Origin of the sequence: Actinoplanes oblitus, from assembly GCF_030252345.1 — a bacterium.
Lineage (GTDB): Bacteria > Actinomycetota > Actinomycetes > Mycobacteriales > Micromonosporaceae > Actinoplanes > Actinoplanes oblitus.
Genome location: NZ_CP126980.1, coordinates 4,347,617 through 4,366,825 on the forward strand (window position 1 = coordinate 4,347,617; position 19,209 = coordinate 4,366,825).

General features: G+C 70.5%; 15 protein-coding genes. 5 read left to right on the forward strand and 10 right to left on the reverse strand.

Annotated features, from left to right (window positions below; genetic code table 11):
* Positions 1-2: 2 nt before the first annotated feature.
* From Actob_RS19480 to Actob_RS19500, 5 genes are all read right to left on the reverse strand, one after another.
* Positions 3-1,088 (reverse strand): TauD/TfdA family dioxygenase, encoded by a 1,086-nt coding sequence (locus tag Actob_RS19480; protein WP_284921696.1) that lies wholly within the window; start codon positions 1,086-1,088, stop codon positions 3-5.
* Between the two features lie 22 nt (positions 1,089-1,110).
* Positions 1,111-1,887: a thioesterase II family protein gene (locus Actob_RS19485; protein WP_284921697.1), complete on the reverse strand. Its 777-nt coding sequence runs from the start codon at positions 1,885-1,887 to the stop codon at positions 1,111-1,113.
* A gap of 36 nt (positions 1,888-1,923) precedes the next feature.
* Entirely contained in the window at positions 1,924-8,139 is a 6,216-nt protein-coding gene (locus Actob_RS19490; RefSeq protein WP_284921698.1) for a non-ribosomal peptide synthetase, read from the reverse strand.
* Positions 8,140-8,242: 103 nt separating this feature from the next.
* Positions 8,243-8,476, reverse strand: coding sequence for an acyl carrier protein (locus tag Actob_RS19495; RefSeq protein ID WP_284921700.1), 234 nt, complete (start codon positions 8,474-8,476; stop codon positions 8,243-8,245).
* Between the two features lie 72 nt (positions 8,477-8,548).
* Positions 8,549-9,595 carry a beta-ketoacyl-ACP synthase III gene (locus tag Actob_RS19500; RefSeq protein ID WP_284921701.1) on the reverse strand — a complete coding sequence of 349 codons (1,047 nt, stop codon included), beginning with the start codon at positions 9,593-9,595 and terminating at the stop codon, positions 8,549-8,551.
* A 250-nt stretch (positions 9,596-9,845) separates the two neighbouring features.
* On the opposite strand from Actob_RS19500, the gene Actob_RS19505 reads away from it, so the two are divergent.
* From Actob_RS19505 to Actob_RS19515, 3 genes are all read left to right on the forward strand, one after another.
* The gene (locus Actob_RS19505) at positions 9,846-10,028 is read left to right on the forward strand and encodes a hypothetical protein (RefSeq protein ID WP_284921702.1); all 183 of its coding nucleotides are present in this window, start codon (positions 9,846-9,848) and stop codon (positions 10,026-10,028) included.
* Between the two features lie 39 nt (positions 10,029-10,067).
* Positions 10,068-10,925, forward strand: a complete 858-nt coding sequence (locus Actob_RS19510; protein ID WP_284921703.1) for a 2OG-Fe(II)-dependent halogenase WelO5 family protein — start codon at positions 10,068-10,070, stop codon at positions 10,923-10,925.
* Positions 10,926-11,003: 78 nt separating this feature from the next.
* Positions 11,004-12,359: an aldehyde dehydrogenase family protein gene (locus tag Actob_RS19515; protein ID WP_284921705.1), complete on the forward strand. Its 1,356-nt coding sequence runs from the start codon at positions 11,004-11,006 to the stop codon at positions 12,357-12,359.
* Between the two features lie 106 nt (positions 12,360-12,465).
* On the opposite strand, the gene Actob_RS19520 is transcribed toward Actob_RS19515, so the two are convergent.
* The gene (locus tag Actob_RS19520; RefSeq protein ID WP_284921706.1) at positions 12,466-13,371 is read right to left on the reverse strand and encodes a hypothetical protein; all 906 of its coding nucleotides are present in this window, start codon (positions 13,369-13,371) and stop codon (positions 12,466-12,468) included.
* A gap of 458 nt (positions 13,372-13,829) precedes the next feature.
* Between Actob_RS19520 and Actob_RS19525 the strand changes: the two genes are divergently transcribed.
* A complete protein-coding gene (locus Actob_RS19525; RefSeq protein WP_284921707.1) occupies positions 13,830-14,804 on the forward strand; it encodes a pentapeptide repeat-containing protein in 975 nt (324 codons plus the stop codon).
* Positions 14,805-15,064: 260 nt separating this feature from the next.
* On the opposite strand, the gene Actob_RS19530 is transcribed toward Actob_RS19525, so the two are convergent.
* From Actob_RS19530 to Actob_RS19540, 3 genes are all read right to left on the reverse strand, one after another.
* On the reverse strand, positions 15,065-15,475 hold the full coding sequence (locus tag Actob_RS19530; RefSeq protein WP_284921708.1) for an arsenate reductase ArsC: 411 nt from the start codon (positions 15,473-15,475) through the stop codon (positions 15,065-15,067).
* Positions 15,476-15,518: 43 nt separating this feature from the next.
* The gene (locus Actob_RS19535) at positions 15,519-16,247 is read right to left on the reverse strand and encodes an aquaporin (protein WP_284921709.1); all 729 of its coding nucleotides are present in this window, start codon (positions 16,245-16,247) and stop codon (positions 15,519-15,521) included.
* Positions 16,248-16,329: 82 nt separating this feature from the next.
* A complete protein-coding gene (locus Actob_RS19540; protein ID WP_284921710.1) occupies positions 16,330-17,019 on the reverse strand; it encodes an arsenate reductase/protein-tyrosine-phosphatase family protein in 690 nt (229 codons plus the stop codon).
* A 459-nt stretch (positions 17,020-17,478) separates the two neighbouring features.
* On the opposite strand from Actob_RS19540, the gene Actob_RS19545 reads away from it, so the two are divergent.
* Complete coding sequence (locus tag Actob_RS19545) at positions 17,479-17,898, forward strand: VOC family protein (protein ID WP_284921711.1); 420 nt, start codon at positions 17,479-17,481, stop codon at positions 17,896-17,898.
* Positions 17,899-17,952: 54 nt separating this feature from the next.
* Here Actob_RS19545 and Actob_RS19550 read toward each other — a convergent pair whose 3' ends face one another.
* Complete coding sequence (locus Actob_RS19550; protein WP_284921712.1) at positions 17,953-19,200, reverse strand: glycoside hydrolase family 6 protein; 1,248 nt, start codon at positions 19,198-19,200, stop codon at positions 17,953-17,955.
* Positions 19,201-19,209: the final 9 nt, after the last annotated feature.

A 19,209-nucleotide genomic window follows, 5' to 3' on the forward strand; every position in this document is an offset into this window, starting at 1 on the left:
TCTCACTTCCCCGCCGGCAGCGAACCGGTCCGCGGCTCGCGGCCCGGGACCGGGCACGAGGTGGAGCACGGGCCGCGGGACGGCGCGGGCTGCGGCGCGCAGTCGGCCAGCACCACCGGGTCGCCCATCGCCACGACGATCTTGCGGGCGCCGGTGAACGACTCCCGGCCGTGCGCGTTGAGGATGTTGTCGACCAGCATCAGGTCGCCCTCCTGCCAGGTCTCCCGCACGGTGACCTGCTCGTACGCCGCCATCACGGTCTCCACCTCGCTCCGGGTCAGCGAGGAACCGTCGCCGACGTAGGTGTCGAACGGCAGGCCGTCCTCGCCGTACGTCTCGATCAGGACGTCGCGCACGTCGGCGTCGAGGGCCCATCGGTTCCAGAAGGCGAAGTGGTTGAACCAGGACTGCTCGCCGGTGAGCGGGTGGGTGACGACGGCCGGGCGGCGCTGTTCGGTGCGCAGCGCCCCGCCGGTCAGCCACCGGTAGCCGATCACGTTGGCGGAGCAGTACTGCTGCGCCACGGCCGGGTCGTCGGTGCCGAAGGTGGTCTGCCAGGGCAGGCCGGCCAGCTCGGAGTAGGTACGGACCAGCAGCCATCCGTGTGCGGCGAACCGGTCCCGCAGGCCGTCGGGCAGCAGCCGCAGCACCGCCCGCATGTCGCCGACGGTGGTCGCGCCACCCTCCTCCGGCGCGGTGAGGCAGCCGAACAGCAGCGTGCCCGGGAACTCCAAGGTGTAGCTGTTCTCGTTGTGCAGCCGGATCGGCTGGGCGGCCGGCAGGTCGGTGGAGGAGAAGACACCGGCGCCGAAGTCGGTGCGCGGGGTCGCCTTCTCCCGGTAGCCGGTGCGCTGCGGCATCAGGATGTCACGGGCCGCGGCGAAACCGGCGGTGTCCCGTACCGGCAGGCCGCGGATCATCAGGCTGCCGTGCCGGAGCAGTTCGGCGCGGATCGCCGCGCGCTGCCCGGTGAGCCATGCGAGCGCGTCGTCGAGATCGCCGAACGCCGGGGTGACCAGGACGGCCGGGCTGCCCGGCCGGCAGCGGACGTCGAGGGTTCCGGTAGGGGCGTGGCTGGTGAGGGACATCGAGAACCTCCGTCTTGTCGGGTCAGGCGAATTGGGTCTGCACGGCGTCGAGCACGCCGGTGACCAGGGTGAGGAACGTGCCGAGCTGGTCCTGGAAGTAGAAGTGGCCGCCGGGCAGCAGCCGGGTGGTGACCGGGCCGGAGGTGACCTCGTCCCACCGGCCGAGGGCGGCGGCCGGCACCACCGGGTCGCTGTCGCCGCCCAGGACGATCACCGGGCAGGTCAGCTTCGGCGCCTCAGCGCGCTGGTAGGCGTCGTCGATGGCGAAGTCCGCCCGGATCGACGGCAGCAGCAGTTCCCGCAGCTCGGGCTCGTCGAGGATGCCGTTCTCGGTGCCGCCGCGTTCCTTGATCGCGGCGATCAGGGCGTCGTCGTCGAGCGCGGCCGGGTGCACCGGGCTCGGGTTGGGCAGGAACGGCGCCCGGCAGGCGGAGACGACCAGGGCACGCGGTGGGCGGCCGGCCCGGGTCAGGGCGAGGGCCGTCTCGTACGCGACCAGCGAACCCATGCTGTGACCGAGCACCACCAGGTCGTCCGTCCCGGGCGGCAGGCAGGCCAGCACCGGCTCGACCAGGTCGGCCATGGTCTCCGGCAGTGGCTCGCTGAACCGGGCGCCGCGTCCCGGGTACTGGCCGACGAGCAGGCGTACGTGAGGTGGCAGTTGCTCGCGCCACGGCGCGTACGCGTGGGCGTTGCCGCCGGAGTGCGGCAGGATCAGCAGCGAGGTGCGGTGCGGCACGTTGTCGTCGCCGGGCAGAACCCAGACGACGTCGTCGGGGGCGGAGTGTCCGTGGCCCACGATGGCTCCATTCCTGTCGATCGGTCGGTGCGCGGTCTAGCTCGGTAGCGGTACGCCCGCGTCGGTGCGGCGCCGCAGTGCCGGGCGGGCCCTCGCCGGGGCCGCTGCCGGTAGTCGTTCGGTGAGCGCGGCGACGGTCGGCGCCTGGAAGATGTCGCGAATGCTCAGTTCGGCGCCGAGCGCGGCGCGGATGCGGGCGGTGAGCCGGGCCGCGAGCAGGGAGTGCCCGCCCAGGTCGAAGAAGTCGTCGTCGATGCTGATGGTGGGCAGCCCGAGGATCTCGGCGTAGAGGCCGCAGAGGATCTCCTCGCGGGCGTCCCGGGCGCTGCGGCCGGTGCCCGCCGCCGAGCTCGGATCGGGCTGGGGGAGGGCGCGTCGGTCGAGTTTGCCGTTGGGGGTCAGTGGTAGGCGGTCGAGGATGGTGATGGTGGTGGGGATCATGTGGTCGGGTAGGTGTTGGCGCAGCCAGGTGCGGGTGGTGGTGGGGTCGGTGGTGCCGACGATGTAGCCGGTGAGGTGGTCGGGGGTGGCCAGGACGGCGGCTTGGGTGATGTCGGGGTGCTGCAGGAGGGCGGTTTCGATTTCGGCGGGTTCGATGCGGAAGCCGCGGATTTTGACTTGGTGGTCGGCGCGGCCGGTGAAGGTGAGTTGTCCGTCGGGGGTCCAGCGGGCGAGGTCGCCGGTGCGGTAGAGCCGGTCGGTGGGGTGGTAGGGGTTGGCGATGAAGCGGGTGGCGGTGGTGGCGGGTTGGCCGAGGTAGCCGTGGGCCAGGCCGATGCCGGCGAGGTAGACCTCGCCGACGACGCCGATCGGGACGGGGCGTAGGGCGTTGTCGAGTAGGTAGATGCGTTTGTTGGCGATGGGCCGGCCGATGGGCAGGGTGGTGTCGGGGTAGCCGTTCGGGATGGGGAAGGTGGTGCTGAAGCCCATGGATTCGGCGGGTCCGTAGGCGTTGGCGACGTGCAGGTGTGGGTGGTGTCGCAGGGCTTGTTGGACGTGGCTGGGTGAGGAGACTTCGCCGCCGGTGAAGGCGGTGTGGACGCCGTCGAAGGCGTGTGGGTATTCGTCGGCGAGCAGGTTGAACAGTCCGGATGACAGTTGCAGCATGGTGACGGCGTGGTCGCGGACCAGGGATGCGATCAGGGTGGGTTCGGGGCGTTGTCCGGGTTGCAGGACGCATAGTCCGCCGAAGGCGAGGGCGCCCCAGAATTCCAGGGAGAACGCGTCCCAGGAGACCGGTGAGCATTGCAGGAATACTTGGCCGGGGCCGAAGTCGGTGTAGGTCTGTCCGGTCAGGGTGCCGGTCAGGGCGCGGTGCGGGGACAGTACGCCTTTGGGGGTGCCGGAGGATCCGGAGGTGAACATGACGCAGGCGGCGTCGCCGGGATCGACGTGTATGCCGGGGTCTTCGGGGTTGTCGCCTGTTTCACAAATGACCGGACAGTCGACGGTTGTCCGTCCGGCGAGGGTGTCGTTGGTGATCAGGGCGGTGGCTTTGGTGTCGGTGAGCACGCGGGTCAGTCGGGCGTTCGGGAAGTCGGGGTCGAGCAGGGTGTAGGCGGCGCCGGTTTTGGTGACGGCGAGTACGGCGACGGCGAAGTCGATGCCTCGGGGTAGCAGGATTCCGACGATGTCGCCGCGGCGCACACCGTTGGCGAGTAGGTGGTTGGCGAGGCGGTTGGCTGCGGTGTCGAGTTCGGCGTAGGTCAGGGTGACGCCGTCGCCGTGGATCGCGGGGGCGCCTGGATCGGCGGCGACCCGGGCTGCGAACATCGCCGGCAGTGACATGTCGTCCACCGGCACCACCGTGTCGTTCCAGTCCTGGACGACGGCGGCGCGCTCCGTCGGGGTGAGCACGTCCACCGCGCTGATCGGCTGATCCGGATCGGCCAGCACCTGGGTGAGGGTGCGCACCAGCCCGGCGAGCAGACGTTCGGCGGTGGACCGGTCGAAGAGCGCGGTGCGGTACAGCAGCCCGCCACCGATGCCGTCGGCGCCCTCGTCCCGCAGCAGGAACTCCAGGTCGAACTTGGTCTCGCCGGTGGCCACGACACGTCCCCGGCCGGCGCGCAGTCCGGGTAGCCGCAGCTCGGCGTCGGTGGCGTCGTCGAAGCCCAGGCACACCTGGAACAGCGGGTGCCGGGCCAGCGACCGCACCGGCTGCAGTGCCTCCAGCAGCTGATCGAACGGCAGCTCCTGATGGGCCAGGGCGTCCAGGTCGGCCCGGCGGACCCGGGCGAGCAGCTCGCCGAACGACGGGTCGCCCGAGACGTCGGTCCGCAGCACGAGAGTGTTGACGAAGAACCCGACGAGCGGGTCCAGAGCCGGATCGGTACGCCCGGCCACCGGAGTGCCGAGAGCGACGTCGGTGCCGGCGCCGAATCGGCTCAGCGTCAGGGCGAGCGCGGCCTGCACCACCATGAACGGGGTGCACCGCTGCTCGCGGGCCACCACCCGGATCCGGTCGGCCAGCGCGGGCTCGACCCGCACCGGTACCGCGGCGCCCCGGTGGTCGGCGGTCGCCGGCCGGGGCCGGTCCAGCGGCAGACCGATCTCGTCCGGCAGCCCGTTCAGGTTCGTCGTCCAGTACCGCAGGTCGGTGGCATGGCGGCTGTCCGGGTCGGCCGGGTCGCCGAGCAGGTCACGCTGCCAGAGCGTGTAGTCGGCGTACTGCACCGGCAGCGGCGCCCAGCCGGGGGCCGCGCCGGCGCACCGGGCCGCGTACGCGGTGGCCAGGTCGTCGAGCAGCGGCCGCAGCGACTGCCCGTCGGTGGCGATGTGATGCAGCAGGAGCAGCAGGACGTACTCGTCGTCACCGAGGTCGAAGAGGGTGACCCGCAGCGGCCGTTCGGCGGCCAGGTCGAAGACGTGCCCGGCGGCCGCGGTCAGCAGCTCGTCGAGGTCGCCGGCGGTGGCCGGGATGTGGTCCACGTCGACCGGCTCCGGGGCCAGGATCCGCTGGCAGGGCTCGTCGCCGACGGTACCGATCACGGTCCGCAGCACCTGGTGCCGGGTGGTCAGGTCGGTGAGGGCGGCGGTCAGCGCGCCGACGTCCAGCCGCCCGTGCAGCGGAATCGCCATCGGCACGTTGTAGGTGGTGCCGGGCCCCTGCACGGCGTCGGTGAGCCAGAGCCGGCGCTGGGCGTACGACAGCGGCAGGTGCTCGCCGCGTGGCCCGGCGACGGGCGCGGGCCGGACACCGGCGCGGCCCGCGTCGGACAGGCTTGCGGCCAGCGCGGCGACGGTCGGCGCCTGGAAGACGTCGCGGATACTCAGCTCGGTACCGAGGATGCCCCGGGCCCGGGCGGCGAGCCGGGCCGCCAGCAGGGAGTGCCCGCCCAGATCGAAGAAGTCGTCGTCGACACCGACCTCGGCGACACCCAGCACCTCGGCGTAGAGGCCGCAGAGGATCTCCTCGCGGGCATCCCGGGCGCTGCGGCCGGTGCCCGCCGCCGAGCTCGGATCGGGCTGGGGGAGGGCGCGTCGGTCGAGTTTGCCGTTGGGGGTCAGTGGTAGGCGGTCGAGGATGGTGATGGTGGTGGGGATCATGTGGTCGGGTAGGTGTTGGCGCAGCCAGGTGCGGGTGGTGGTGGGGTCGGTGGTGCCGACGATGTAGCCGGTGAGGTGGTCGGGGGTGGCCAGGACGGCGGCTTGGGTGATGTCGGGGTGCTGCAGGAGGGCGGTTTCGATTTCGGCGGGTTCGATGCGGAAGCCGCGGATTTTGACTTGGTGGTCGGCGCGGCCGGTGAAGGTGAGTTGTCCGTCGGGGGTCCAGCGGGCGAGGTCGCCGGTGCGGTAGAGCCGGTCGGTGGGGTGGTAGGGGTTGGCGATGAAGCGGGTGGCGGTGGTGGCGGGTTGGCCGAGGTAGCCGTGGGCCAGGCCGATGCCGGCGAGGTAGACCTCGCCGACGACGCCGATCGGGACGGGGCGTAGGGCGTTGTCGAGTAGGTAGATGCGTTTGTTGGCGATGGGCCGGCCGATGGGCAGGGTGGTGTCGGGGTAGCCGTTCGGGATGGGGAAGGTGGTGCTGAAGCCCATGGATTCGGCGGGTCCGTAGGCGTTGGCGACGTGCAGGTGTGGGTGGTGTCGCAGGGCTTGTTGGACGTGGCTGGGTGAGGAGACTTCGCCGCCGGTGAAGGCGGTGTGGACGCCGTCGAAGGCGTGTGGGTATTCGTCGGCGAGCAGGTTGAACAGTCCGGATGACAGTTGCAGCATGGTGACGGCGTGGTCGCGGACCAGGGATGCGATGAGGGTGGGTTCGGGGCGTTGTCCGGGTTGCAGGACGCATAGTCCGCCGAAGGCGAGGGCGCCCCAGAATTCCAGGGAGAACGCGTCCCAGGAGACCGGTGAGCATTGCAGGAATACTTGGCCGGGGCCGAAGTCGGTGTAGGTCTGTCCGGTCAGGGTGCCGGTCAGGGCGCGGTGCGGGGACAGTACGCCTTTGGGGGTGCCGGAGGATCCGGAGGTGAACATGACGCAGGCGGCGTCGCCGGGATCGACGTGTATGCCGGGGTCTTCGGGGTTGTCGCCTGTTTCACAAATGACCGGGCAGTCGACGGTTGTCCGTCCGGCGAGGGTGTCGTTGGTGATCAGGGCAGTGGCGCGGGTGTCGGTGAGCACCCGGGTGAGTCGGGCGTTCGGGAAGTCGGGGTCGAGCAGGGTGTAGGCGGCGCCGGTTTTGGTGACGGCGAGTACGGCGACGGCGAAGTCGATGCCTCGGGGTAGCAGGACGCCGACGATGTCGCCGCGGCGCACACCGTTGGCGAGTAGGTGGTTGGCGAGGCGGTTGGCTGCGGTGTCGAGTTCGGCGTAGGTCAGGGTGACGCCGTCACCGTGGATCGCGGGGGCGCCCGGATCGGCGGCGACCCGGGCTGCGAACATCGCCGGCAGTGACATGTCGTCCACCGGCACCACCGTGTCGTTCCAATCCCGGAGCACCAGGTCGCGTTCGGCGGTGTCGAGCGCCCCGATCTCGGCGACCGGGGCATCGGGCCGGCCGGTGACGTCCGCCAGGACCCGGTGAAAGGTGCGCTGGTAGGCGTCGAGATCGAGAGCCTTTTCGTACGCCGTGTCGGTGCTGACGTCGATGCGCAGGCCGCCCTCCGGATGGTGGGTGACGGTCAGCGCCACGTCGGCGACGGTGCCGCCGGTGGACAGCAGGTGGTAGAGGGCCGGCAGCCCGGCGAAGTCGTCGTGCTCGTCACCGAGCACAAAGTTGATCATGGGGCCGAAGTCGCGGCCCTGGTCGGCCGTCCAGCCCAGGTCACGCCGGAGGTCGGCGGCGTCGTAGCGCTGATGCCACTGGGCCCGGAGCGCCTCCCGGGCGACCCGGGCGGCCAGTTGCGCGGTGGACTCGGCCGGGTCGACCCGGCACGACAGCGGCATGACGTTCGCGGTCATCCCGGGCGTGCGGATCGCGTGGGCGTCCAGCCGTCCGGGCAACGGCAGGCCCAGCACGACGTGATCGTTTCCGGTCCACACCCGGCGGTGCAGCACGGTCACCGCGATCAGTGCCTGCTGCCAGGTGACCCCGGCCCGGTCGGCGAATCCGCGGAGCCGGGCGAGACCCTCCTCGTCGACCCTGGTCACCCGGCGGACCACCCGGTGCTCGGGTCGTCCGCGTGGGGCGGGCGGGACCGCGTCGGCCATCGACCGCCGCCAGTACGCGGCATCCCGCTGCCGTGCCGGGGAGCGGGCGTAACGTTCCTGCTCGTCGAGCACGGCGGTGAACGAGCCGAGCGGAGTACCCACGTCGGCGCCGGTGACCAGCGCGGTGTACAGCTCGGCGGTGCGGCGTCGCTGGATGGTGGCGCTGTAACCGTCGAGGATGAGGTGGTGGGCCCGCCCGTACCAGAGGAAGTGCTCCGGGCCGAGCCGGTGGATCTGGTAGGTGAAAAGCCGGTCGTGTTCCAGGTCGACGGGCCGGTCCAGGTCGGCGCGCATGATCCGCAGCGCGGCGGCGTGTGGATCCGGTTCGCCGCTCACATCGTGGATCTCCGGGATGAACTCGGCGGCGGCGGCCAGATATTGGGCGGGTGCGCCGTCGGCCTCGGTGAACCGCAGCCGGGCGGTCTCGTCCTCGCGCACCAGGGCGGTCACCGCTGCCGACAGCGCGGCCACGTCCACCGGACCGCGGATCTCCAGATAGCCGGCCATGTTGTGGACCGGGTTGCCGGGATCGATCCGTTGGGCGTACCAGACGCCCCGCTGCGCCGCGTTCAGCGGGCGCACGCCGGTGGACGGATCGGACATGATGAAACCCCCATTTGTGTACGAAAGGTGGGTGACGCAAGGGAGACGGCGGCAGCCCACCGGGTACCGGAAGGATGCGGTGGGCCGCCGTCGATGGCGCGGGTCAGGCCTTCTGCACGACCAGGTCGAGGATGTCCTGGACGCTCTCCACGACGGCGAGTTCCTCGTCGCTGAACTCGATGGCGAAGTCCTTCTCGATCTGCAGCAGGATGTGGACGAAGGTCAGGGAGTCGATGCCGAGGTCCTGCATGCGGTGCTCCGGGACGATCTCGGGCACTTCCACGTCGGGAGCCTGCTGCCGGAATATCGAGGTGACCCTCTCCATGGTGGTGATCATCTTGTTGTTCCTCTCTCGGGTTTCCCGGGCGACTGCTCCCGGTTTCTCGGGCGACTGCGGATGCGGTCCGGGTCAGATGGCCGGCTGGGACGCGGCCAGGGTCAGATCGGGCCAGATCAGCCCGGTGGCGCCCCAGGTGGCGCCGCCGCCGAACGCGGCGAGCAGCACCCGGTCGCCGGGCGTCAACGTGCCGGAGCGCACGGCGTCGACCAGGGCCAGCGGGATGGACGCCGCCGAGGTGTTCGCGACCCGGTCCACGTTGATCACGGCACGTTCCGGTGCGATGCCGATCGCCTCGGCGGTCGCGGTCAGGATGCGCCGGTTGGCCTGGTGCGCGACGAGCCGGTCGACCTCGCCGGGTGACCAGCCCAGCCGGTCCAGCACGGCGCTGGACACCGAGCTCATCCGGTTCACCGCGTGCTTGAAGACGGCCCGGCCGGCCATCGTGAAGTAGCTGTTGTCGGCGTCGCCGGCCACCCCCGCGGACCGTTGCCGGGAACCACCGGCCGGCGTCTTCATCAGGTCCAGCAGGTCGCCGTCGCTGCCGAGGACCTGCGTACACACGGCGCCCCGCTCGCCGGTGTGGCCGGCCCGGACCACCACCGCGCCGCCGCCGTCACCGAAGATCGGCGCGGTGATGGGGTCGTTCTGGTCGAGAAGGGTGGAGAAGGCGTCGGCGCCGATCACCAGACCGGTGCGGTAACTCCCGGAGGCGAGCATGCCGGCGCTGACCGACAGCGCGTAGACGAAACCGGAGCAGGCGGCGTTCAGGTCGAACGCGGCGATCCCCGGCAATCCCAGCCGGGCGGCGACCGCCGGGGCGGTGGCCGGGAACGGATGGTCCGGCGTGCAGGTCGCCAGGATCAGGAAATCGACCCGCGGGTTCCCGCAGGACTCCAGGGCTCGCCGGCCGGCCTCCACGGCCAGATCCGAGGTGGCCCCGGCAGGGTCCAGGATGAACCGTTGCTCGATCCCGGTCCGGTCCCTGATCCAGTCGGTGGTGACACCGAGTCGCTCGGCGACCTCATCGTTCTTGACCACCCGATCCGGCAGGTACGCGCCGAGCCCGGCGATGACCGCCGTCCCGGCGAAGCTCTCGTGCTCGGCACTGTTCGACAAGGCTCATCCCTCCTCCTGTGCTGTCGTCCGGCGAGGCATTGCCGTCATTCAATCGGCGCCCACCGGCGTACGGCGGCAGTTGTTCCGGCACCTCGCAGCGGCTGTACCGGCGGAAACGCGGCATGACGCGGGCCGCTATCACCGCGAAAAAGCCGAGATAGCGGCGAGATAACTGCCGAGATAGAGCCGAGATTCCGGTCGTCGTTAGCTTTTCGGCATCACCGCAGGGAACACCGCAGAGGAGCAGACGATGGCCCGCAAGACCGTTGTGAAGATCTTCGCTCTCGCCGCTACGGCCACCACGGCCGTCATCTTCTTCGGCGCCTCAGCGGCGTTCGCCGGTGACACCGGACAGCCGGCCACGACGCCCGCCCCGGCCACCGTCGTGGTCACCCCGAGCCCGAGCCCGACCCTGAACAACCCCTGGGACTGACCGAACACCCGCCTCTCCCACCGACCGAGGAGTTCCGAGATGACCAGCAGCGTGACCACCAGGCCGATCACCGGATGGTCCGGCGACGCCGACTACTTCACCTTCCGCGAGTACCAGGAGTTCGTTCCGGAGGCCGTCCTCGACGTCCTCGAGGGCCGGTGCGCCGGAGTCGTATTCCGCGGCATGGTGCCCCTGGATGTCGCCGCGAACATCTCCCGGCGTTTCTGGGACAGCCCGCACCGCCAGGTACGCGGCGCCGAGGCCCCCGGCTACTACATCGGGGCGTACACCTGGAACAAGCCGACCGCGCAGTACCTGGACGAGGCCGCGGCGGCCAACCCGATCCTGCGTGACCTGCTCGACGTGCCCGGCGACCCGATGAAGCAGTTCTACGCGGGGCTCGGCGCGGTGCTGGCCGAACGCGGCGCCGTGGTCCGGCCGGCCGAGCACGAGGGCCGGATCGCCGCGATCGCCCTGTTCCGCTCCTGGCACGGCCGGGGCGCGTTCGCCCTGGAACCGCACGACGACGACTCGCAGTGCTCCGACCCGCAGATGGCCGACTTCGAGCGCAACGGGGTGTTCGGCAACCCGATCGGCGCGCTCAACATCTGCCTGGAGAACAAGGGTGGCGGCGGCCGGCTCGTCTACTGGAACGTCCAGCCCGACCTGGAGAGCAAGCGCAGCCTGGGCGTCGAATACACCGGCTCGCCCTACCCGGCCGAACTGCTGAAGGACTACGAGTCGAAGTGGATCGACGTGAACCCCGGTGACGTCTACGTCTTCAACGGCGCCCACGTGCACGCCGTCGAACCGAACACCACCGAGAAGCAGACCCGTACCACGCTCGCCGCGATGATGGCCTTCCGCGACGACCGCACCGTGGTCACCTGGAGCTGACCGGCCCGCGTGCCGTACGCCCTCCCGCCGCCTTCCCGCTGCCGTCCCGCCGCCTTCTCCGCCGAGGTGAGGAGCACGATGTCCGCCGTCCACGACCCCCGAACCGGTGACACGATCGGTCACGTCGTCCTCCTCACCCCGGGCGGGATCCCCGCCGTCGCGGCCCGGGCACGGGCCGCCGCCCCCGGATGGGCGGCCACCCCGCTGCCCACCCGGTGTGCCGTCCTCACCGGACTCGCCCGGTCGCTCGCCAATCGGCCCGCCGAGCTCGGCGCCCGGTTCGCGAGGGAGGCCGGCAAGACCCGGGCCGAAGCCGAGACCGAACTGGACCGGGCCGTCGACACCCTGCGCTGGACGGCGTCGGCCGCCGCCGGGGCCGCCGCCGAACGCGCCATCGACGGTGGTGACGGACTCGCCCGATGTGTCGTCACCGAACCGGCCGGCCCGGTGCTCGCCATCGTCGCCGGCAACTTCCCGGCCGTCGTGCTGGCCCGCAAACTCGCCCCGGCTCTGGCCATGGGGTGCACCGTGGTCGTCAAGGCGCCGGAGACCGCGCCGTCGGTGGTGCACGCCATCGCCGGACTGGCCGTCGAAGCCGGCCTTCCACCGGACGTCCTGCAGGTGGTGAACGCCGACGCGGCCGGGTCGGCGGCCCTGGTGGCCCGGCCCGAGTTCGCTGTGGTCACCTTCACCGGCTCACCCCGGACCGGGCAACTCGTCGCCGCCGGTGCCGCCGCCCACCTGGCCGAGTGCATCCTGGAACTGGGTGCTCACGCGCCCGCGGTGATCCTGCCCGACGCGGATCTGGCCGCCGCGGTCCCGGCGCTGGTCCGGGCGAAATTCGCCTCGGCGGGGCAGAGCTGTGCGGCCCCCAGCCGGTTCCTGGTGCACGAACGCCGCCACGACGAGTTCGTCGAACGATTCAGCGCGGCGGTGCCGGAGACGGACAGCCGCCCCGGCGGAACCATGGGACCGTTGCAGACCGAGGCCCGCCGGGACGCTGTCCACGCCCTGGTCACCGATGCCGTACGGCGGGGCGCGACCGCCGTCACCGGCGGCCGGCTGCCGTCCGGCCCCGGCTGGTACTACCCGGCCACCGTGCTGACCGGCGTGCCGTCGGATGCCGAGATCCTCCAGGAGGAACCGTTCGGCCCGGTCGCGCCGGTGCTATCGGTCAGCGATGACGACGAGGCCGTGGCGATCGCCGACGCGACGCCGTTCGGCCTGGGCGCCTTCGTCTTCGGTGGCTCCGACCGTGCGACGGCGCTGGCCCGGCGGCTGAACGCCGGCCGCGTATCGGTCAACTGCACCTCCGGCGCCGATCCGATGTCCCCCCTGTCCGGCCGTGGACTCAGCGGATACGGATACGAGGGCGGCATGGAGGGGCTGACCGCCTTCGGCCGGCTCAAAGTGATCCAGAGCCCGATCGGCTGATCCGGCGATCAGGAAGGTGCTGCCGGAGTCGGTCGTGGTGGTGCCGACCTTCCGCGACGTACCTCTCGAGCCGCCACTCCCGGCGAGCAGCGCGATGGCTTTCAGTTCAACGCCTGACTCGGAACATTGTGCATGCGATGAGCTGAAGGCACGCGTCGTGCCTGTCATTGTCGGGCGTCTCCACCAAGAAGCCGTAGGCTCCGTCCGGCTCGTCCGTGACGGTCCATCGGATGACACCCTCACCCCATTGGTCGGCGATCGCTGGCGGGAAATCGTGAACCACTTGCAGCCGTTTGGATCTTTCCTTGCCATAGAGGCTGGCGAAGATAGCAGACTCGGGTTGGCGCCCAACCACCATGGCGGAGACCGTTTCACCGGGATGAATGACATCGACATCCGAGAAGTAGACTTGCGGCGCGGACGCCGACTTGGCCTCGATGACGCCAAAAGTGGTCGGCGTCTCCGCGGCAGTCACCTCGAATCGGTAAGTGCCGGGGTGCGGCAGGGCGCCCAGGACCTCCTCGCCGCCGTTCCAGGTCCAGGCCCAAAAGTCACCACTGTGTCTAACGGCTGGCCATTCGGTCGCTGTGCCGTCCGGCGCGATGATGCGCATGACCGGCTTGTCCTTTGGCGTGAACCCCTCGAAGCAGAGAAGCAGCGGGTCTAACAGGCGGTCCAGCACAACTGTCGGTTTACTGCCTCCGGCGCGCAACTTGTCGTAGCAAGTGACAGCGGGCAGGGTCGCACCGAAGAATCTCCAGATCCAACTCGGGCGATGCCGGCGCTTGCCTGGCTTTCCGGCGATCGGCACAGATTCTGATGCCTGCAAGGTCACCGATGGCACGACAACCGATGACAGGCTGAGAGGCGCCCTGACGCGAACCTGCGGGTTTACGTTCAGCACCGCAACGGTGACCGCAGCAAGTGCGGCGTGACAGATGAAGCGAACGCGCATGTCTTTGTTCCGATCCCACTCGTTGGTCGATGCGATGGCGATCGGGTACTCAATCACTATGATTGGCTCTGCGTCGTTTATCTGGGCAATGCCGACCGATCCCCCTTCCGGGTGACACCGTGAGTGTTCGATGAGGCTGTCGCACGCCGACCCGGATGTGGTGAAGTGGGCCTGCGGCCGGGCTCGGGTCGACGTTTCCGGCCACCGGCGGACGGCCATGGCCGTCGTCTGAGCAGTGATGTGGGCTCGGATGGTCTATTTCGTCTGATCCAGTAAGTGCCTCCGATGCCCGGACCTGTCCACTAAGAGGTATGCGAAGTTTGCGCAACCGTTGGAAAGGCGTCCGGCAAGCCTGGGTTTCGGCGTGGTTCGCTCCCACCGCGTCGTCCCGCGCAGTGCGACAACGGCGCCAGCTGGACGCCGCGATGCCACCGGCCGTCTACTGGTCACCCAGCCGAAGGCGCCCAGACGCGCGTACCGATGAAACGGTGAAGGGGCTTGACTGGCGTACGACCGTGACCACGGTTGCCGGCCTCGTATCGGTGCTCTTGGTGGCGGCCGGCTTGTTCTACACCAACGACGCCAACCGCAAACAACAGCAACTTGGTCTGAGCCAGCAGAAACTCGCCTTGCAGGGACAGATCGCGGACCGGTTCACCGCCGCGATCGGTCAGCTGGGCCAGGAGGACAACAAGAAGCGGGACAAGCTCTCCATTCGTCTGGGAGGCATTTACGCCCTGCAGAGGTTGATGTTCGACTCCCCGGTGGATGAGCGCGCAGTTGTCCACGTGTTGTGCGCTTTCGTGAACACCCACGCCCCCCGCCCCGCCACGCCGCCGAAGGTGGTTCCCCCGTCGCCAGCCGATGTCCGCGCCGCCGTCACCGTTCTCGGCTACCGACCTAATCCGCTTGAACAGCCCCTCGACCTGTCCAACGTCATCCTTGGCCTGCCTGGCGTGGACCTGTACGGTGCGGACCTCACCGGAGCGGACCTGGGGAACTCAAGCCTGCGCGGCGCGGACCTTCGCGAAGCAGGCCTAAACGGTGTGGACCTGCACGGCACGGACCTGGATTACGCGAACTTGACCGGCGCGAACTTGACCGGCGCGTACCTGACCGACGCGAGCTTCAGCGGCGCATACCTGAACCACGCGGACCTGTTCGGCGCGAACTTGACCGGCGCGGACCTGCACGGGTCGTACTTGACCGGCGCGAACCTGCGCCGCGCGCAGCTGAGCGACGCAGACCTGACCCCCACGGACCTGCAGGGCGCGTACCTGCAGGGCGCGGACCTGTCCGGCGCGGACCTGCGGGGCGCGGACCTGTCCGGCGCGAACCTGACAGGCGCGGACCTCGCAGGCGCGGATCTGCAAGGTGCGGATGTGAGCAGCTCAGTCGGGTTGACAGCACAGCAGCTGACCCGCGCACAGCTGAACGGGCTGACTCGGTTTCCGCCGGATGTGGTGTGGCCATCTCCCGCTCCGTCTTGATGAACAGCATCGTCTGCGGCCGAACATCGGGCGGACGTAGTAGCGGAGCCCTGAACGTGCGGGCCGCGGCGTCAACAGTGACTGGTGGCCCCGGCCCCAAGATGGCTGGCGATGCGCCATCGAGCGTTCAAGGTGACAATTATCGTTGTCCGTCACACTTCTGGTGAAGGGCGACGATAAGCGTCACCTGAGCGATGGTTCCGGCTCTTACGCGTGGTTTCGTGGCGTTGTCGGCGTGCCGTGTGCTGGACCTGCTCCACTCACCGGGCCGGGAGCAGGTCGGCGAGCAGGACCTCGACGCGGGACTTGATCTCGTCGCGGATCGGGCGGACGGCGTCGACGCCCTTGCCGGCCGGGTCTTCGAGTTTCCAGTCCTCGTAGCGTTTGCCGGGGAAGACCGGGCAGGCGTCCCCGCAGCCCATGGTGATGATGACGTCGGATTCCTGTGCGGCGTCCCAGGTGAGTTTCGTCGGGGTCTGATCGGTGATGTCGATGCCGGCCTCCTTCATCGCCTCGACGGCGGACGGGTTGATGGTCTCGGCGGGGGCGGAGCCGGCGGAACGGACCTCGACCTGGTCGCCGGCGAGGTGGCGTAGCCAGCCGGCGGCCATCTGGGAGCGGCCGGCGTTGTGGACGCAGACGAACAGGACGGTGGGCTTGGTGTCGCTCATGGGTTGCTGTCTTCCTCGAGGGTTGGTGCTGCCGGCGACGGGGTCAGACGGTGTGGCTGGGCTCGACGACGACTTGGTCGGCGGTCCGGCCGGCGGTGGGATACAGGGCGAGCAGCACGCCGACGCCGATGAGCAGGCCGGCTAGCTGGGCGATGACGAATCCGGGCACGGAGGCGGGGGCGATGCCGGCGAACGTGTCGGTGAAGGCCCGGCCGATGGTGACGGCCGGGTTCGCGAAGCTGGTCGACGAGGTGAACCAGTAGGCGGCGCCGATGTAGGCGCCGACCGCGGCCGGGGCCGCCGAGGCCCGGCCGGAGCGGCCGAGGGCGAAGATGAGCAGGAGCAGACCGACGACGGCGACGATCTCGCCGAGCCAGAGGTTGCCGGCGGCGCGGTCCTTGGTCGAGAAGGTGACGGGTGCGAGGTCGAACATCAGGTTCGCCAGCACCGAGCCGGCGATCGCCCCGAGCGTCTGCGCGACCGCGTACCCGCCCAGATCCTTGAGCGTGAGGCCGGCGCCGGAGCGGCGGCCCAGGAACCAGTCGGCGGCCGACACGACGGGGTTGAAGTGGGCGCCGGAGACCGGTCCGAAGGTGAGGATCAGCGCGCCGAGCGCGAACGCGGTCGCGACCGAGTTCTCGAGCAGCTGCAGGCCGACGTCGTCCGGGGACAGGGTGGTGGCCATGATGCCGGAGCCGACGACGGCGGTGACCAGCAGCGCGGTGCCGAGGAACTCGGCGAGCAGCCGCCGCCACAGGGTGATCTGGTGCATGACGTGGTGACTCCGGGATCGTGGATGGGCTTGGCGCCTGTGAGGTGGCGCTGGTCAGGAGGTGGCAGCGGGGTGGCTCAGGTCAGCCATGGTCGCCGCCCGCAGTGAGGGCGGGGGCGATCCGGTCGATGCGGTCGGCGAGGTCGGTGTAGGCGGCCTCGAACGCCTCGTCGGTGTCGACACGGGCGGGATCGGGCACCGACCAGTGCAAGCGGGGCCGGACCGGTCCGGTGAGGTCTTCATGAGCGTTGTCGCAGACGGCGATGACCAGGTCCCCGTCGTGCACGACGTCGCCGACGTGGTGGGTGCCGGTGGGGTCCAGGGCCAGGCCGTGCTCGTGGGCGACCCGGACCGCACGCGGGTGGACCCGTTGGGCGGGTGCGGTGCCGGCGGAGGCGACGGCGCCGCCGACGCGGTCGCGCCACAGGGCGGCGGCCAGTTGCGAGCGGGCGGAGTTGTGGGTGCAGACGAACACCACCCGGTCGGCGCTGTCGAGGCGGGGCGCGGTCAGCGTGGACAGCACGCCGGGGACCAGACGCAGGTAGGTGCGGCGGCGGTCGCCTTCGGATCGGGTCCGGACCAGCAGGCCGGCGTCCTGCAGCACCTTCACATGATGGGCGACCAGGTTGGTCGGCATGCCGAGATCGGCGGCGATCTCGCCGGGGGAGGCGTCGCCGAGGGTGAGCGCGTCGACGATGGCGAGGCGGGCGGGGTCGCCGAGAGCGGCGTGCACCCGGGCCCGCGCCTGCAGCGACGAAGTTTCAGCGTTCATTGACTCAATGATCGCTGAGGTACTCGATCGAAGCAAGCGAACGGTGGGTGAACGGCTCGGCCGCGCAGCTCCCCGGCACGTCCCGACCGGGGTCAGCCGTGTTGACGGCCGCGGGGGCAGGTGGGTCTGCACTTCGCCGCTCACGGTGATCTCGGGACTCGGGACACTATCGTCACGGCCAGCCAGGGTTGGGGCTGGTGCTCAGGGTGGTCTCACGAGCCGGGAGACCACCGCCACGGCCAGCCGGGACTGATCTTGACGGGCTGGGGCGGGTCCGGGGTGCGTCGTCGGCAATGCCGCGACCGATAGGGTGTCGGCGGCTGAGAACCCCGGGCGGCCTTCCGGGACGGCTGCGCGATCCACTCGCGGCGTCGCTGCGCCACCAGGTCCTCGTCAGCCCGAGCGGCGAGGTCCTGGCCATGTCCGAGCTCGGTGTCCCGGCGTGTGAGGAGTTCCGCGGTGCGGCAACGTCTGAATCTGATCCTGCTCGGCGTGCGCGACGTGGCGGCGTCGGTGGCGTTCTACGAGGCGCTGGGCTGGCAGCGGGCCAAGGCGGGATCGGCCGAGTTCGCGCTCTTCGAGCTGGGTGGGGTAGCGGTCGCCTTCCAGTCCCGGGAGGCGTTCGCCGCTGACGCCGGTCTGCCCGACCGGGGGCCGGGTGGCTTCGCCGGCTTCGCGCTGGCGTACGTGGCTCGCAGCGCCGAGGAGGTGTACCGGGTGATGGCCCGGGCCGCGGAGCTGGGCGCCACGGTGACCCACCCGGCGGGCCCGAACGCGTGGGGCCACAGCGGCTATTTCACCGACCCGGACGGCCACCTGTTCGAGGTGCTGTACGAGGACGGCTGGATCTTCAACGAGGACGACGACCTGGTCCTCTGACCGTGCTCCCGGTGCGCCACCCGCGCGTACGGGGTGGCGCACCGGGAGTGCCGATCAGCGCAGCGGCGGGTTCGCCAGCGTGACGAGTTCCTCGGCCTGCTGCGGGAACCAGGCGCCGGCCGCCGGGTCGGCGGTGTTGCCGCGGGCCGGGTCGAGGCCGGTGCCGGTGCCCCGGTCGCACTGGCCGTCGGACTGGCCGGGCGTCTTGATCCACAGGAAGGCGTCGGCCAGCGGGTCGCCGGTCCGGGTGGTCGGGCGCAGGCCCAGTCCGCGGCCCGGCGGGTTGCACCAGGTCTGCGGGTCGGGCCAGGTGACCCCGGCCGGCGCGGTCCACGGTCCCTGCCCGTTGCGGCTGGTGTCGACGACGAAGTGGGCGAGCCGGCGCGGCGAGACGTCACCGACGTTGGTGTCGTACCAGGCGTCGCTCAGCGGCCAGGTGCTGAAGTCGCCCGGGCTGGCCGGGTAGTACTGGCTGGCGCACTGCTCGAAGTGGCCCCGGGCCTCGGCCGGTCCCTGGGTGCCGTAGTAGACGCACTTCGAGATCCAGTCGCCGAACTTCAGCTGCCGCTCGGTCGTCTCGTAGTTGGACACGTTGAGGAAGAAGCCGTCGGCCTTGCGGACACCCGCTTTGACCAGGCGGTCGGCGATGTCACCGACGCCGAGCCAGGCGCTGTGCGTGCCGTCGAGGTAGACGCTGGTGCGGGGCAGCTTGCCCAGCCGGTCCACCGCGTAGTTGAGCATCGCGAACCGGTCGGCGGCGGCGGTGGCGGCGTCCGCCTCGGCCGGCTTGCACCACTCCTGGCTGCCGTTGATGGTGGTGTACCAGGGGATGATGCCCAAACCGTCCGGCTCGACCATGACGGCGGCGCGCTGCCCGCCGATGCCGGCCGCGAAGGCGTCGATCCAGGCCTTGTACGCGGCGACCGAGGCGGCGCCCCCGGCCGAGTACTGCGAGCAGTCGCGGAACGGGATGTTGTAAGCGACGAAGACCGGCATGGCCTTCCGCGCCGCCGCCCGCCGCGTCTCGGTCCTGATCGACTGGGTCAGCGAACGGCCGGAGCCGCCGGTGACCCACACCGCCTGCGGTGTCTCGACCATGGTGTGGATCTGGTGCGCCAGCCGCCACTGACCGGCGGCCTTGAGCGCGGCGATCTGCTGCAGGGCGCCGGGATCCGGCTTCGGGGTGTAGAACCGGGTGCCGTCCGGGATGACGGCGGCCGCCGGCGACGCGCCGACCGCCAGGGCCACCGCGCAGGCGGCTACGGCGGTGGCTGCCCGCCGCAGGGGTAGTGACAAGGTCACATCGGACTC